19 protein-coding genes and 1 pseudogene are annotated in these 16386 nt (G+C 44.2%); 3 read left to right on the top strand and 17 right to left on the bottom strand.

Annotated features, from left to right (window positions below; genetic code table 11):
- The first annotated feature begins 6 nt into the window (after positions 1-6).
- Positions 7-3129, top strand: coding sequence for an efflux RND transporter permease subunit (locus L4C44_RS02985; protein ID WP_428804333.1), 3123 nt, complete (start codon positions 7-9; stop codon positions 3127-3129).
- Between the two features lie 2 nt (positions 3130-3131).
- Positions 3132-4625: an efflux transporter outer membrane subunit gene (locus L4C44_RS02980; RefSeq protein WP_428804332.1), complete on the top strand. Its 1494-nt coding sequence runs from the start codon at positions 3132-3134 to the stop codon at positions 4623-4625.
- 82 nt (positions 4626-4707) lie between these two features.
- Here the strand turns inward: L4C44_RS02980 and L4C44_RS02975 are convergent, their stop codons facing one another.
- From L4C44_RS02975 to artP, 17 genes and pseudogenes are all read right to left on the bottom strand, one after another.
- A complete protein-coding gene (locus L4C44_RS02975) occupies positions 4708-5040 on the bottom strand; it encodes a YnfA family protein (protein ID WP_004733816.1) in 333 nt (110 codons plus the stop codon).
- A 71-nt stretch (positions 5041-5111) separates the two neighbouring features.
- Entirely contained in the window at positions 5112-5408 is a 297-nt protein-coding gene (locus tag L4C44_RS02970) for a hypothetical protein (protein ID WP_146491544.1), read from the bottom strand.
- Positions 5409-5511: 103 nt separating this feature from the next.
- A complete protein-coding gene (locus L4C44_RS02965) occupies positions 5512-5961 on the bottom strand; it encodes a DUF3291 domain-containing protein (RefSeq protein WP_428804331.1) in 450 nt (149 codons plus the stop codon).
- Between the two features lie 63 nt (positions 5962-6024).
- Entirely contained in the window at positions 6025-6306 is a 282-nt protein-coding gene (locus L4C44_RS02960; RefSeq protein WP_146491543.1) for a hypothetical protein, read from the bottom strand.
- Positions 6307-6365: 59 nt separating this feature from the next.
- A complete protein-coding gene (locus L4C44_RS02955; RefSeq protein WP_146491542.1) occupies positions 6366-6698 on the bottom strand; it encodes a hypothetical protein in 333 nt (110 codons plus the stop codon).
- A gap of 174 nt (positions 6699-6872) precedes the next feature.
- A pseudogene (locus tag L4C44_RS02950) lies at positions 6873-6941 on the bottom strand (DUF1801 domain-containing protein); the annotation flags it as partial.
- 59 nt (positions 6942-7000) lie between these two features.
- The gene (locus L4C44_RS02945; RefSeq protein WP_428804330.1) at positions 7001-7483 is read right to left on the bottom strand and encodes a P-loop nucleotide/nucleoside kinase family protein; all 483 of its coding nucleotides are present in this window, start codon (positions 7481-7483) and stop codon (positions 7001-7003) included.
- Positions 7484-7595: 112 nt separating this feature from the next.
- Positions 7596-8141, bottom strand: a complete 546-nt coding sequence (locus tag L4C44_RS02940; protein ID WP_428804329.1) for a GNAT family N-acetyltransferase — start codon at positions 8139-8141, stop codon at positions 7596-7598.
- On the bottom strand, positions 8138-8335 hold the full coding sequence (locus tag L4C44_RS02935) for a hypothetical protein (protein WP_146491538.1): 198 nt from the start codon (positions 8333-8335) through the stop codon (positions 8138-8140). Before L4C44_RS02935 ends, L4C44_RS02940 begins: the two co-directional genes overlap by 4 nt.
- Before the next feature lie 105 nt (positions 8336-8440).
- On the bottom strand, positions 8441-8920 hold the full coding sequence (locus L4C44_RS02930; protein ID WP_253656744.1) for a GNAT family N-acetyltransferase: 480 nt from the start codon (positions 8918-8920) through the stop codon (positions 8441-8443).
- A 120-nt stretch (positions 8921-9040) separates the two neighbouring features.
- Positions 9041-9442, bottom strand: a complete 402-nt coding sequence (locus tag L4C44_RS02925; RefSeq protein ID WP_146491537.1) for a YunG family protein — start codon at positions 9440-9442, stop codon at positions 9041-9043.
- A 148-nt stretch (positions 9443-9590) separates the two neighbouring features.
- Complete coding sequence (locus tag L4C44_RS02920) at positions 9591-10004, bottom strand: hypothetical protein (protein ID WP_428804328.1); 414 nt, start codon at positions 10002-10004, stop codon at positions 9591-9593.
- A 106-nt stretch (positions 10005-10110) separates the two neighbouring features.
- Positions 10111-10680 carry a hypothetical protein gene (locus L4C44_RS02915; RefSeq protein WP_428804327.1) on the bottom strand — a complete coding sequence of 190 codons (570 nt, stop codon included), beginning with the start codon at positions 10678-10680 and terminating at the stop codon, positions 10111-10113.
- 312 nt (positions 10681-10992) lie between these two features.
- On the bottom strand, positions 10993-11661 hold the full coding sequence (gene artM / locus L4C44_RS02910) for an arginine ABC transporter permease ArtM (RefSeq protein WP_428804326.1): 669 nt from the start codon (positions 11659-11661) through the stop codon (positions 10993-10995).
- The gene (artQ, locus tag L4C44_RS02905; RefSeq protein WP_428804325.1) at positions 11658-12344 is read right to left on the bottom strand and encodes an arginine ABC transporter permease ArtQ; all 687 of its coding nucleotides are present in this window, start codon (positions 12342-12344) and stop codon (positions 11658-11660) included. Before artQ ends, artM begins: the two co-directional genes overlap by 4 nt.
- A gap of 3 nt (positions 12345-12347) precedes the next feature.
- Positions 12348-13079 (bottom strand): lysine/arginine/ornithine ABC transporter substrate-binding protein, encoded by a 732-nt coding sequence (locus L4C44_RS02900; RefSeq protein ID WP_123305080.1) that lies wholly within the window; start codon positions 13077-13079, stop codon positions 12348-12350.
- 106 nt (positions 13080-13185) lie between these two features.
- Complete coding sequence (gene artP, locus L4C44_RS02895) at positions 13186-13914, bottom strand: arginine ABC transporter ATP-binding protein ArtP (protein WP_146491526.1); 729 nt, start codon at positions 13912-13914, stop codon at positions 13186-13188.
- Positions 13915-14462: 548 nt separating this feature from the next.
- Here artP and L4C44_RS02890 point away from each other — a divergent pair.
- Positions 14463-16286: an ABC transporter ATP-binding protein/permease gene (locus tag L4C44_RS02890; RefSeq protein WP_428804324.1), complete on the top strand. Its 1824-nt coding sequence runs from the start codon at positions 14463-14465 to the stop codon at positions 16284-16286.
- Positions 16287-16386 lie beyond the last annotated feature (100 nt).

The following is a 16386-nucleotide window of genomic DNA, read 5'->3' as shown; positions in this document are numbered from 1 at the left end:
TCAATCATGATAAATCTAGCTGATTTTGCGATCAAACAACGCACCTTTATCCTGTTTTTCACTGCATTGAGTATTATCGCAGGCCTATTTTCTTACTTTGATCTTGGCAAGCTCGAAGATCCAAGTTTCACAATAAAAACGGCTGTCGTAGTAACACTCTATCCTGGCGCTTCAGCGAAAGAAGTGGAACAGCAAGTTACTGATACCGTCGAGACCAAACTGCAAGAAATGGGATCATTAAACCGACTTCGTTCACTGTCTCGCCCTGGCATGTCGATGGTGTTTGTCGACCTCAAAGAGTCGCTTAATTCAAAAGCACTGCCACAAGAATGGGACTTGTTGCGTCGTAAAGTATCTGACATGAAGCTGTTGCTGCCTTCGACGGCACAGATCAGTGTCGTGCAGGATGAGTTTTCTGAAGTCTACGGCATGCTTTTCTCTATCCACAGTAAGGATGCTTCGCCTGCTGAATTACGACGTTACGCAGAAGAATTGCAACGTCGAATCAAAACCGTCGATGGTATCAAGAAGATTGAGTTACACGGTGTTCAACCACGCGTTGTTCACATCGATATCCCAGATGAAAGGCTGGCGCAATACGGTCTATCTATCACACAAGTTTGGTCGCAGCTGAATACGCAAAACATGGCCTTTGATGCCGGTAAGTTTTCAGCAGGAACTGAGCGAATCCGAGTTCAACAGTCGAGTGAGTTTGGTTCATTAGACGACATCAAAAACTTGATGATTAAAGGCGGAGTGAGTGAATTAGGCACCAGCTTAATCCGCTTAGGCGATATTGCAGACGTCACAATGGGCTACCAAGAGCCAATGATGACAGAGAACCGCTTCAACGGCGTGCCTGCAGTCACATTAGCGATGAGCCCAGTCACCGGCGTCAACGTGGTATCACTTGGCGATGAAATCAATCAGATCGTCAGCGATTTTCAATCGACCCTGCCGTTAGGTGTTGATATTGCGACAGTTGCTAACCAGCCGGAAGAAGTTCAGAAATCGATCGACAACTTCGTAAGCAACTTGCTAGAAAGTGTCGCGATTGTATTCATCGTCCTATCGATATTCATGGGACTAAAAAGCGCAACCATTGTCGGCTCAAGCTTGTTGCTGACTATCTTGCTGACGCTTATCTACATGAACATCGCGTCAATTGATTTACACCGAGTTTCGCTAGGTACCTTCATTCTTGCGCTTGGCATGTTGGTGGATAACGCCATTGTCATCACCGATATGATGATTGTGAAAATCAACAAAGGCGTCGACCGAACCAAAGCTGCAATTGATTCTGTTAAAGAGACCGCTACACCACTCTTTGGCGCGACAGTCATTGCTATCATGGGTGCGAGCCCTGTTATCTTTTCAAAAACCGATGCCGCTGAGTTCGCAAGCTCAGTATTCCTAATTATCGCCTCTTCACTGTTGTTGTCATGGTTTGTCGCAATGACGTTCACAGCTTTGATGTGTTGGTTCTTCATCAAGCCAACTAAGCAAGCTGACAACACCAAAGTAAGCTTATATCGTAAGAGCGTAAACTGGACGGTAGATAATCCACTCAAAGCACTGACGGGGCTTATTCCGCTGATCTTGGTCACTGCATTGGCTATCCCGAATATTGCCGTTAACTTTATTCCACAAGCCGACAGACCCATTCTGTTCTTAGATTACTGGTTGCCAAATGGCGCCAAGGTTGAACAGACCTCAGAAGACATGAAGCGTATCGAACAATGGTTGTTAGAGCAGCCGGAAGTCGAGAGTATTTCAACGTACATTGGTGCTGGCGCTCCGCGCTTCTCAGTGACCATTGAGCCAGAACCGTTAGACCCTGCTTACGGTCAGATTTTGATTAATGCGACTGATTTTCCATCACTCAGCCCGCTGATTGCGCGTGGTGACAAATGGTTAATGGAAGAGTTTCCGAATGCCGATCCTCGCTTTAGAAGCTTAAAGCTTGCGACTTCGGATAAATTCAGTGTCGAAGCGCGTTTTTCAGGCCCAGATATCGAGGTACTGCACGGCTTATCTGAACAAGCGAAAGCGATCTTTGCTCGACACCCAGACACCAAGTACGTTCGTGACGACTGGCGTCAAAAGAGCAAAGTGCTAGAACCCGTCATCAACCAAGACAAGATGCGCCTTGCGGGTATTAACCGTGCCGACATTGCATTCGCGATGAAACGCGCGTCAGAAGGCATGCCGCTAGGTCGTATGAACTTAAACGACGAACTGGTGACGATTCAACTGCGTGGTACAGAAAGCTCTATTCAATCGCTAGAAACTTTGCCGGTACGTTCTTTATTGGGCATCCACAGCGTTCCACTAGGTCAAGTCATTGATGGCTTTGAGCTGACCAGTGAAGAGACCATGATTTGGCGTCGTGACCGAGTAAAAACCATCACAGCACAAGCTGGCGTTGGTCGCTACACCACACCTGCAGCAGTGAGAGACTCAGTTAAAGAACAAATAGAATCCATTCACCTTCCACACGGTTACCACTTGGAATGGGGTGGCGAATATTACGACGAGCATAAAGCGGTCAGCGATATTCTTAAACAGCTACCTAAAGCGATGCTGTTGATGGTGATCATCCTAGTTGCGATGTTTAACGGCTTCAAACAGCCAGTGATCATCTTCACCACCCTACCGCTTGCGGCGACGGGTGCAACGTTCAGCTTGTTGCTGTTGGATAAACCATTCGGCTTCATGGCGTTGATTGGCGCGGTAACCTTGACAGGTATGATCATCAAGAACGGCATCGTGTTGATGGACCAGATCGAGCTTGAACGTAAAGACGGTCGTTCACTGTCAGACGCAATTAAAGAAGCCACCGTGAACCGTACTATGGCGATCTCGATGGGAGCACTCACCACAGCACTTGGTATGATCCCGTTGCTTAGTGACCTGCTGTTTGATCAGATGGCGGCGACCATTATCGGTGGCTTGGCTGCGGCAACCGTGTTGTCTCTGTTTGTAATGCCTGCGCTGTACAAGCTTTTCTATCGAACTGAAGAGAAAAAGACTGTGGCTGAAGCCATTGAAGATGCTGTAGTTATGCTCGATGCGACGCCTCAATCTACAAACAGCAGCACTCCAACCTCATTCAACAAGGAGCAATAAACATGTATCCATTAACTAAGTTTAAAGTGGCTCCTATTGCTCTCGCCTTGTTGCTGAGCGGCTGTGCCGTTGGCCCAGATTACGAAGAACCACAAACGACCATGGCTGAGACATTTCTATACAGCCAAGAAGGGGTGAACCAAGACGAACAGCACAATCATTGGTGGGCACAGTTCAATGATCCAACGCTCAATCAATTAGTGGCCGATGTTCAAAACCAGAACATCCCACTTAAACTGGCCGCCGAGCGAATCAACATGGCGAACTCATACAAAAGCGTGGTTGAATCATTCAAGGTTCCGACCATCAATGTCGGCGGCGGTTATTACAACTACCAACTGAGTGAGAACGACTCCCTACTCGGCCCGGTATTTGGCGCCTCTGATGCGGTTGAATCAGCAACGGGGATGTCGTTGCTGGAAGCGCAACACGATGGCGGGTTCTTAGGTGCTAGCATCGCCTGGGAAATGGACTTGTTTGGACGTATCGATAAGCAATCCAACGCGGCGACGATTCGAGTTGAACAAGCCGAGATATTCCAATCCGGTTTGAACACCTTGATCACTGCCGATGTCATTCACAACTACCTGCAATATCGTGGCGCTCAAGAGCGAAAAGCGATCGCACTAGAGAACATTTCCGACCAAAAGCAGACTTTAGAACTGGTCACCAAAGTGGTTCGTAGCGGCTATGGCTCGGAGTTAGATCTTGCTCAAGCCAAAGCCATGCTTGCCGCGACTGAATCCATTGTTCCTCAACTTGAAATCGCAGAGCAAGTTCACAAACAACGTATGGCAGTGTTGTTAGGCGAATCACTTACGAGCGTGAACCAACGTTTAGCGGGTGAATTTACGTTACCGAGAATGAACGATGTTATTCCGACAGGCTTACCTTCTGACTTGTTAGAACAGCGCCCAGACATCCGAATTGCAGAACGAGAAATGGCAGCCATTAACGAAGAACTCGGCGCAAGCATTGCCAATCGCTATCCAAAATTCTTCCTAACGGGTACGCCAGGAGTAACTGCAGGAAGTTTTGATGACTTATTCAGTAGCGATTCATTCGGTTGGGCGGCATCTGCTGGCATAAGTTGGAATGTATTCGATGGTGGTCGAGGCGAAGCCATGGTTGAAATGAACGAAGCAAGGTTCCGTTCTGCAGCGCTAAACTATCAACACTCAGTTGATAGCGCCTTTGCGGAAGTCGATTCAAGCTTGTTTGCCTATGGCCGTAGCCAAGAGAACCAAAAGCGCATCGATGAAGCCACCCTTGCCGTCGATAACGCAGTGAGTAAAGCAAAGTCGCTATACAAAGCGGGCCTAGTCGATTACTTGTCGGTGTTAGACGCACAAAGACAACAAAAAGCGATGCAAGATCGCCAAGTGGCCGCCAAGCTTCAAACCGCCAATACGACGATTGCGGTGTATAAAGCGTTAGGTGGCGATTGGAAAGTCGCTAATGAAACACAGAGTGTCGAATTAGCCCACGTTAACTAATCTTTCTGTTCTCAGCTGAACGATGCAATAAGCCTAATAAAAATACCGCCGTTGATTACGGCGGTATTTTTGTGTAAGCACGTTATGCGTTTCGAGGGCCAAACATAATAATCGCCATACCGAGTAGTGCCACTGAACCACCGACCAAATCCCACGTTGTCGGCTTTTCGCCATCAACAAGCCACAGCCATATTAGGGCAACAGAAATATACACACCGCCATAGGCTGCATAAACACGCCCTGTCGCGGTAGGATGAAGCGTCAATAACCAAGCAAACAACGCGAGGCTTATCGCAGCTGGAATCAATAACCAAATACTCTTATCTTCTCTCAACCAAAGATAAGGTAGATAACACCCTACAATCTCGGCGACCGCCGTAAGTACAAAAAGACCGACCGTTTTAAATTCAATCACAACTTACCTTTATCTGTTTAAATGCAGAATACCCTCTGGCGTCTAGGGCCGACAAACGCAACAACCAGTGACTAGGAATTAGACGCATCGTTGCTGTCTGTATCTACGGTTTTGATCAGAGGACCTGCGCACTCGACAAAATCACCGATATCAAAAGTATCTGGCGCATCCGCTCCCCCCGTCACACCAAAACTGCCTTTCACCGTTGGATCCTTCTCAGTCTTATCTACGTCTAAAATGATCTCTACTTTATACGTGTGACCGTCAGGAAGAAGTTTGGCACACTCTTCCAGTGTTGAAGCGGTAGCACTCATGCTGAAACCGAATAAACACATCGCAAGTACACTACTTTTCATTTTCAACATCATAAAACCTCTCGAATACTATAGATACATCATACCAATAACCGGCTCATCTTCACGGGAATTACCATAAAACGTCTAAAAACATAATGTTGGTTATCTATGAACGCTATTTTGGCGCTTCTGACTCTGTAAAATTGGTTTTGAAAGTGAAGGCATACGGTGTATCACTGATTTCTCTGAGGTGTTCAAGTCGCTCTATTGCTTCTTCGAGTGTGGGAATATGGTCTTCTTCAATCCACCAAAGCACATAAGTATCTTCAGGTAAACGATGAAACCAGTCCCCCTTTCGGCGCATGAAATCACGATGATGCGTGCGGAACATGAAGTTCTTTAACGAATCCACAGAGTCCCACACCGACATGTTCACAATCATATTAGGATCATCGAAAGCTTGGATCTTGGTGGCGTCACCAGATTCATCTTTCAGACGCCAAACGAACCCTTCACTGCTTTCTGCAATTCCATTGACCAACTCTAAGTTATCGACAAACTCTTTTATTTCCGGCGCATCTAACGGGTATTTTGCCAGAGCTATATTTAACTGAGCTAATTTCATAACGTTTCTTCCTTGATAAATTATGAGTAAATTTTCCTAGCAAGCCAACTGACTCTTATAAAACTAAAGAACAGCCACGCCTTCAACTTCAATCACTGAGTTCACATTAGCGCGCTCGATTATCTTGAGCAGCGTCGTTTGGATTAGCTCATTATCTCGGATTTCGCTTTCACAAGAAAAACGTTCTTCTTGAACACCATCGCTCTCACCCAGCATAAATTGAACTGCGACTTCCGTTGCGAGATCTTTGGTCGTTCCGTAATACGCTAACGTGATTTTTGGATATCCGTTGTCGCCTTTTTTAACCTGCTTTGCGATACGTTTTTTAGCTTTATCTAAATTCATACAACTTCCTTTTAAGGCTGAAACTAAAATGAACAAACGTCTGATATTTATTAGCTTTACTATAAAGCATTACCACATTCACGACATGATTTAATGGATGACAATCCACTTTTTCTTCCGTTAGTTTTTCCACAAGAACCACAAAATTTCAAAGAGTGGACATTGTAAATAGACATTAAAGTAACCAGCGGAATCCAGACCAACAATTCTGGCCCATTACCACCAGAGCAATAGATAAAACCAATCGAAAAGATACCGAACATAACAGACTGCAAAGTCCACAATGTTTGTTTGTACTTTGCATCTTTGATAATAAAAAATGTAAAAAGGCCGATTAAACTACTGATAACCCCATAAACCGCAAATCCTATAAAGGCTTCTTGTTGATTCATAACTTTCCCTGTCCACATACCACTTTACGGTCCGAGCAACGTCACTAACCTAAACCATAAGACGTTAAACACTAACCTACATTAAACGAGAAGTGCCAAGCCTTGTAAATCAGTGGCAGGCGTACTTTTTAAATTCTAACCACATTCAGTTAAGCAGCTGACAACACGTAAGAATTACGCGCCAAGAAGCGGTAGATGCTTCCGTTGCTGATAAGTTAAGGCTAGCTCTAAGCACTGCTTGATTGGTCCATTGAACCTCCGATTAAGGAGCTGCTAACTTAAACTATGTTTGACTACATACCTTATTGAGCTTCCTGTTGAACCCAAATAATATTTTCATTTGCAGTTGGAACCTCAAACCAAGACCAAAACAAATCTAACATTGCAGGTGTCATTTCATAAGACTTACCATTCAATTCCGAGTTGCGGCTAAATGCTCTTTGCTTACAAGTCTCAAACGGAACATCAAGGTAGTGAACTTCGCTGTCCACACCTAGGTTTGATGCCCAGCTTGTAAAAGAATCCCGGTCTGATTTACGCCAAAAACCGAAGTCAAAAATCACCGGAACACCCAAGGAAAACAGCTGCATTGTAGAGTCTTTGAATAACCCTTGTAGCGTAGCTAGCCGGCGATCAAAAACTTCACGCTCCATATGCTCGCCATACAAAGGAATCATCCACTCATCGATCGAGAAACGAAAGGCGCCATACTTTTCTGCAAGCGCTTTAGAGTAAGTCGTCTTACCCGAGCCAATAAAGCCACACACGAAATAGATTTTTGTCATGATTCCTCTTTTGCTTCTAGGTAGAGTTGCCGTGTAAAAGCGCTGACACCAAGCTTAAGCACTAACATAAGCTTAGGATGCCAAGTGTCATAATTCATTCTTAAAAGCGTTCTTACTCGGAACTTCTCGTGCATAGTGTCATCATTGTTTCAGACACAGACTGTCCTTCTATAAGATAACAACCTGGGACATCTCCAATCACTTCGAAACCACATTTCAAATACAAATTTTTTGCAGGAAGATTATTCGAGAGAACATTGAGATCTAACCAATCGATACTTGGGCTCTCGTTACAAAACTCAGTCACGCACTTAATCAGTTCTACACCCAACCCTTGCTTTCTTAGACTTGAATCAACACCCATTCCGAGAAGCACACGATGAAACTTATACTCTTCACCGTAATGACGTAGGTCTACATGACCAAACACTCGTTCCTTAGAGTCTTTGATTACCCATAGCTTTCTCCAGCCATTTTCACCAAGGCTTGCCTCAAAACCATTTCGAAACTTGTCTTTAAATTGTTCTGAAACTACACAATTCTCTTTAGAGAGCGGTTGGAAAAGTGGAGAATCATCATCCGCATTTTCAAGAAGCTGCGCTCCTATATACTCGAAGAAAGACTCTAGATCAGACCGACTTGCTTCCACTATTCTCACGCAGTCTCCTTTTTACGCATGATTATCTCTTTTAGAACGGTACCAATACTGCTAACTACAAACGTAAAAGCAGACACCACAATTGACCCATAACAATCAAACGCACCGTCTGTCATAAAAAAGTACTGATAGATCGCAAAACCAGATCCAATACTTACAGCTAACTGCATATTTCTGAATATTAGTTGTTTCATGTTTATTTCCTCGCAGCAAACAACCGAGTAAGTAACGCGACCCTCTACCTAAACTAAAAACACTTAAACTGAAATCAAGCGTTGAGCACCGTTTTAATTGCTTCGTTATGTTAGTACTCTCGACATGATGACAATATCTATTAATTCATCTTCGACGAGTACAGCTTTACGCTTTGTACCTTCGATTTCAAAACCAAAGGATTTGTACAACGCCAGTGCCGCTTTGTTGTTAGCGTGAACTTCTAGTTCAAGGCGAGCTAAATCGAGTTCATTCTCACAATAAGATAACAAGTGCCCCATTAAGAAACGACCAACACCTTTACCTCGTGACGCTTTGGCAACAACAATACCAAAAGACGCTGAATGCTTGAGCCTTGGTTTTTCAGTCGTGATAATAGCCAAGTGCCCAAACACTTCTCCACCGGTTTCAACAGCCACGAAATTGTGCTGGCTACCATTGAACATTAAGTCGAATTCTTCCCGTTTTATATCGGGTGAATAGCGATTGTTGTTAACTACTTCCTTCTCAATATAAATATCATACAAGGCTGATAAATCAGCTGGACTCATTGCTCTAACTTTCATAAACCACCAGAATTATAAACAGAATAAACGCCCTACCAGATAACGAACAACGTTACCAACGCACTCAAACTTACCACCAAAAACAACTGCCAAGCGTTAGAAGTCCATTTGAGCAATTTGTTAGGTAACGACTTCTGCTTCTGCCCGGTAGTTTTCCAACTTACTACGAACCAAGTTTGATAAGTTCAAATACCGGTCAGCTCCATTCTTTGGTGGTTTCTCTGGTCTCTCAAATGAAGAAGGGTCTTTCAGTTCTTCACTTTCCCAGAATTGATCGCCAGTTGAATCAAATGGGGTACCATTAGGTAACTCGTTTGAGTAATGAAAGCCAACTTGTTCTCCACGCAAGAACACCTTCCATAGCACTAGCTTTCCACCAAAATAGTCGTTAATTATTAGTGAAGATATTCCACATTGTCCGCGGCTTGGATTGGATGGAGTCCAGTTTTCAGGTTCCTCAGTGCTTTCTAAGGACCAGCTTTCCTGAAGAGCTTTTAGTACATCATCTATACTTGGTTTCATATGTTCGACTTGCCATTCCTTAGCTACCTAACGCCCGCTTAACTTGCTGCCAACTGCACCGCACTCAAACAGACCACCGTAGCCACATAAGCCTAACCGAACCAAAAATGCCATAGGTTGGCAGTCAGGTTGAAGCGATTGTTATACATCAGCGACGGTACCAGCATTTTTCTGGCTTTTGCCCCAACTGCCAATCAACATAGTCTTTTGGTGGTCGGTCAATGTCTATGACATGTTCAACTCCAAAAGGAATTTCCACACCAAAGCCTAAATAAACATCAACCTCCTCGGGGTCAATGCAAGATGGTTGAAAATCTAAGATACCTATAAACTTGTCCATCACTATTTCTGAAACGATGACATAGCCTCGTTCTGATTCAATATGGACACTACCATTGTCATCTTTACACTCGATTTCTAAGATAACTTTTGCTGCATCACCAACTTGTAGGTCTTTTCGGTTATCGAGTGATGGAATCCAAAATGTTTTAGGATTGTCACGATGACAAATCTCACCGTTTCTTAGCTGCCAATAGTCTTCAGTAAAATTAGCTAGTTGCATGATTATCCTTTTGATGCATAACGCCGCATTAAGGTGTGAGCGGCGCTTGCCTATACTTGAGCGAAGCGAAACTGCCAAGCGTTGCGAATCACTCTTAAATGCTTTGTTATGCTTTGACCCCAATATATTCGGCTAGCAAAGATTCGAAGCCTCTCACAGCAGAAACAATTGTGATTACTTCACTTGGTTCTATATCGAGATCTTCTGGGCTGCGAGGATGCATCAGTCTGTCTCGGACTTTGATTGCCTTCCTCAAGTCACTCCACCAAGTAAGCCCCGCATCAAATGACTTGTCTAGCCGATGAGATTTAGAATATAAATTAAACGCAAATTTGATATTTCTCGTTAAGTTGATGTGCGCACTAACTTCAACAATATTACCCTTATCGTTTAACTGGTGAGAAACTTCAAACGCAAAGTCGATTTCAGCTTGAGATAGTTCAATACCATTTTCAATTGCATCATCAATTGCAGCAACTTTTAGAGAAAAGCTGACTCCTTCGATGTATGCGAAGCCAGCCCTAACAAGTTGGCGAGCGTTAAACTCGTGATCAGCGATAGTGGAACCATCTTCTTGCTTTTCACCTTCATCAATATCTTTTAAGACGTTGGTATAACAGCGCTCAAAATCCTCATTTAAGGTTAAAATTAGTTCACCAGTACTTCTTTCATTCATATTTTCCTCTTAAAAGCATAACAGTTCTTAGACAGAAAAATTCTGCATTTAAATACAGAATCATTCTATCTAGTTTCATATGAGCGGAACTCTACCACAATTAATCACAGTATTTCAGTGACTTAAAACATAGATAGGCTCATTGAATGACAAAATGCAGAATATTTCCATATAGTATGAATTTCGCAAAAAAACCGAGCTACTGGATATAAAACAGTACCCGTGCGCATACCCCAAACACAAAAAAGCCTGCCATCTATGTAAACATAAATGGCAGGCTTTATACGTTAATTAAACTTGTGAGTTACTAGCTTACGCCGCTTCGAATGCGAGGGCTTTCTTCTCTACTTGGCGGAAGATCAGCGTTAGTATGCCGTTTACTGCTAAGTAGAATGCGCCAGCAATGCCGAACACGGTGAGCGTGTCGTAGGTTTGGCCGTTGATACGCTGAGCGTAGCCCATCAAATCCATGATGGTGATGGTGCTTGCCAGTGACGTGCCTTTGAAGACTAAAATCACTTCGTTCGAGTAAGCTGGAACGGCGCGGCGTAGAGCGTATGGCAGTAACACTTTCAGCGTTGCGATTTTGTCCATGCCAAGTGCGCGACATGCTTCCCACTGCCCTGCTGGAATCGCGTTGAATGCGCCTCTGAACAGTAGCGTGCTGTATGCTGCAGTGTTCAACGCTAATGCTAACATTGCACAGAACCAAGGTTGGCTTAACCAAGTCCACATGAAGCTTTCACGAATCCAATCAAACTGACCCGGGCCGTAATACACCAAGAAGATCTGGACCAGTAATGGTGTGCCGGTGAACAGCGTAATGATGCCACGTGTTAACCAGTGAATCGCAGGTATTCTTAGGATTAGCGTTACCGTCATCAGCAGTGACAAGATACAACCAACCAGCAATGAAGCGCCTGTGAGTTGCAGACTGGTCACTAAGCCTTCAAGCATTTGAGAGAGGTGTTGTTGATTCATGCCATTGCCCCTTTGTTACCCAAACCTTGAATAGAGAACTTACCATCAATCACTTTTACTGCTCTTTGCGTAATCAATGTGATGATTAGGTATATAGCTGCTGCCGTTGCGTACCAAGTAAATGCTTCGTGCGTTGCTGCTGATGTTAGTTGTGCTTGTTTCAACAAATCCGTTACGCCAATCAGCGATACTAGCGCGGTGTCTTTCAGTAACACTAACCATTGGTTGGTTAACCCTGGTAGTGCGTGTCTTACCGCTTGAGGTAACACGATACGAAAGAATGCACGAGACTGAGGAATACCAAGCGCGCTTGCTGCTTCTCTCTGCCCTTTGCTTACTGCTTTTAGCGCGCCACGCAAGGTTTGCGAAGCGTAAGAAGCAAAAATAAGTGACAGTGCAACAACACCAGATAAGAACGGGCTCACTTCTATGAAGTCGCCAGTGATCATGAACAGAACTTGTGTCGAACCAAAGTAGATAAACAGTACGACCAGAATTTCTGGTAAACCACGAACAATCGTCACAAATGCAGTCGTTGGCCATTTGATTGCAATACGACGAGACATCTCACCACTCGCAAACAAAACTGCTAGAACCAATCCAACCAATAGGCTTACGAACGCAAGCTGAACAGTTATCCAGCTTGCTTCGACGAGCCCTAAAGAGTAACCCGTTAATTCCATAAATTACTTACCGAAGTACTTGTTGAAGATCTTGTCGTATTCGCCGTTCGCTTTCACCGCTGCAAGTGCAACGTTAAGCTGGTCTACAAGTTCTTGGTTGCTCTTGTTTACTGCGATACCAAAGCCGTTACCGAAGTACTCTTGGTTTGTTACTTGGTCGCCAACGTACGTTAAGTTGTCTTCTTTCTTGAACCATTCAGCTACAACAGCTGTGTCACCAAATACAGAATCGATACGACCGTTTTTCATGTCGATGAATGCATCTTGGTAGCTTGAGTAAGGTACCGCTGTTACGCCAGTCATTTGCTCAAGTAGGAAGCTCTGGTGAGTAGAACCGTTTTGAACACCAACACGCTTACCTTCTAGTGCTGTTTGGTCTGCTACTTTGCCTTCAAAAGAGATGAATGCTGCAGAGTTATCGTAGTAAGCGTTAGAGAAGTTCACTTGTTGAAGACGCGCTTCAGTAATGTCCATTGCTGAGATCGCTGCATCGTAACGTTTGAATTTAAGAGCTGGGATCAAGCTATCGAATGCTTGGTTGTGGAAAGTACATGTCGCTTTCATCTCTTCACAAAGTGCGTTTGCTAGGTCTACGTCAAAACCTTGGATTTGGTTGTTCTCATCCATGTATTCGAACGGTGCGTAAGTCGCTTCCATTGCGAATTTGATTTCTTCTTGAGCTGCTGCATTGAAAGAAGCAAGGCCGATAAGTGAAGCTAGTAGAATCTTTTTCATTTTGTTACTCCGAATACTGTGTAATTGCGGCCTGTGGCCATTCTTATAATTTGAGTGATGTTGTGTTTAGCTAAATCTAGTGAGTTAACTTGTTTTTATGAGTGACTTAGTGAGTCAAATACTCAGCAAACTCAGGTGTCTTAGGATTAACGAATGAATCGCTGGTACCGTGTTCAACTATGTACCCTTTCTCTAGGTACAGAACATGGCTAGCAATCTTCTTCGCGAAATCAACTTCGTGCGTCACTACCACTTGGGTAATGCCCGTCCCGCTCAATTCTTTAATAATGCTCACGACTTGGTTGGTAATTTCAGGATCAAGCGCTGCTGTTGGCTCATCAAACAACAACACATCCGGTTTCATCATCAGCGCACGTGCAATTGCAACACGTTGTTGTTGACCACCAGACAGTTGAAGTGGCCAAGCGTCTGCTTTGTCGGCAAGTTGAAGTGTCTTTAGTACTTCTTGAGCTTGTTTAATCGCTTCTTGCTTATCCAAACCCGCAACTTTTGTTGGTGCTTCAATCAAGTTTTCTATCACTGTCATGTGTGGCCATAAGTTGTATTGCTGGAACACCATGCCGACTTTACGACGAAGTTTAAGCCCCTGCTTCTCTTGGATTTGGCTTGAAAAGTCGAATTGCTCGTTCGCAATGTCTAACTCGCCGTTGTCCGCGATTTCTAGCAGGTTCAATACACGCAGTAATGAACTCTTGCCCGCGCCGCTTGGGCCAAGCAATACCAAGGTTTCGCCACTTTCACAGTCGAAACTGATGTCGTGAAGAACTTGGGTATCACCGTATGATTTGTTGATGCTCTTTACTTGAATACTCATGCCACAATACTGCATTAATTGTCATTTGTTGGTTATTCTATTCAATCCGAGGTYTTATGCAAGAAAAATGTATAAAAAACTACTTTGTTGAATTTTTGTAACAAATATTGCACAAAAAACAGTCGCTATAACTGGTCTTACAACCAAAAGTTGCAAGTCATTGATAAAGTTAATGTCGAGACAAAAAGCAAACGTTTTTCCATCAATTTATAAATCCTAACTCGATTGATAACTTATGAGCACACTCTCCTATCAATGCCAATTTACTTGCATAAAAATTAGAGTTAAATGCCCTATTCCCCTCTCACAATGACTGGATCAGAATGCTTAGTTTTCCTTTAAGGTCGTTTCGAATTATTCACTTAGTGGTGAAGAAATATTGGAAATTGAGTTTCCTAGTGAGCGTCACAGCGCAATAAATGCTTTAATGGGTTCTATTCTCAACAACAATTACTTCCCAGCGAACAACTCGCAGTACAGGTAATAAGTAATAAGTAGTAAGTCACAAGCCATCTATTTTTAAAGCGACAACACATTAAGGCAGTCATATGCAAAACGATGTCTCTTCTACGCTCGACTCAAACCAGCGACAGACTCAAAAAGATCCCGGTGCCAAACCTGAGAAAAAAAGCCTCCGTATTTTGTTTGAGCTGAGTAAATTCATTCAGCCTTATAAAGGTCGTGTTATTGCTGCGTTGATCGCGTTGATCTTCACAGCGAGCTTAACCCTTTCAGTCGGACACGGTATTCGCCTTCTCATCGACCAAGGTTTTAGCCAACAATCACTCTCAGATTTAGGCAGCGCAATTCAGTTCATCATGGTCGTGGTCGTATTGATCTCGATTGGTACTTTCTTCCGCTTCTATTTGGTTTCTTCCGTTGGGGAGCGTGTGAGTGCAGACATTCGCTTATCGGTTTTCAATCATGTTGTGACACTGCATCCAAGTTACTTCGAAACCAATGGCAGTGGCGACATCATGTCACGTATCACCACAGACACGACGCTATTGCAAAGTATCATTGGTTCATCGTTCTCGATGGCGATGCGCAGTGCGTTGATGTGTATTGGTGCAATCATCATGCTGTTTGCGACCAATATTAAGCTGACGCTGATTGTATTGGCCTCGGTGCCGTTTATCTTGATTCCTATTCTTGTGTACGGGCGTCGTGTGAGGGCCCTCTCTCGTCAAAGCCAAGATTCGATGTCTGATGTGGGTTCCTATGCAGGTGAAGCAATTGAGCATATTAAAACGGTTCAAAGCTACAGCCGAGAAGAGCAAGAGAAAGCGTCATTCGCGGTAGAAGTGGAAAAGGCTTACGAGATCGGTCGCCAGCGTGTAAAACAGCGCGCGATTCTTATCTCCGGCGTTATCGTGATTGTATTCAGTGCTATCGCAGGCATGCTTTGGGTTGGCGGCAGTGATGTCATCAACGGCACCATGTCGGCGGGAGATCTGGCTGCGTTTGTGTTCTACGCAATCATGGTTGCCTCGTCATTAGGTACGATTTCAGAAGTGATGGGCGAGCTGCAACGTGCGGCAGGCGCTACCGAACGATTAATCGAGATTCTACAAGTCGAAAGCCACATTGTTGCGCCTGTAGAAAATCCAACATCACTAGATAACGTGACACCAGAAGTCGCTTTTGAAGATGTGACCTTCTGTTACCCATCCAGACCCGACCAACCCGCAACAAGTAACCTCACGTTAACTGCGCATGAAGGCAAAGTGTTGGCGTTAGTTGGTCCATCTGGTGCAGGTAAAACTACCCTGTTCGAACTATTGCAACGTTTCTACGACCCGCAAGTGGGTAAAGTGACGTTAGGCGGTGTTGAACTGAATCAGTTTGATCCTAACGAGCTAAGAAAGCAGATGGCGTTGGTGCCGCAGCAACCCGCACTGTTCAGTAACGATGTGTTCCATAATATTCGCTACGGCAACCCGCAGGCAACAGACGAACAAGTTATCGAGGCGGCTAAAAAAGCACACGCGCACGAGTTTATTCAAAACCTACCTGATGGCTACAACAGTTTTCTTGGTGAACGCGGTGTTAGGCTTTCTGGCGGGCAAAGACAACGCATTGCCATCGCTCGTGCCATCCTAAAAGATCCGAATATTCTATTGTTAGATGAAGCAACCAGTGCGCTAGACAGCGAAAGTGAACATCATGTTCAACAAGCTTTAGAAGAATTAATGCGTGGCAGAACAACCATCATTATCGCGCACCGATTATCAACAATTAAACACGCCGACCAGATTGCAGTGCTCGATAAAGGACAGCTAGTAGACATCGGCGACCACCAGTCTCTCATCAATAGCTGCGAATTGTACCAACGCTTAGTTGAGCTGCAATTCAAACACCTTAATGCCTAGCCATCGAGTGCATGTGTAACTAAGTGACTGACACTGTGTGATTTCAGGCTTCAAAAACTTGAATTACACATGTTGCAGTTTTGTTAAATTAGCGGTAGGG

The organism is Vibrio satsumensis, from assembly GCF_050337435.1.
Taxonomy (GTDB): domain Bacteria; phylum Pseudomonadota; class Gammaproteobacteria; order Enterobacterales; family Vibrionaceae; genus Vibrio; species Vibrio satsumensis.
This window is presented reverse-complemented; position numbering and strand designations above follow the sequence as displayed.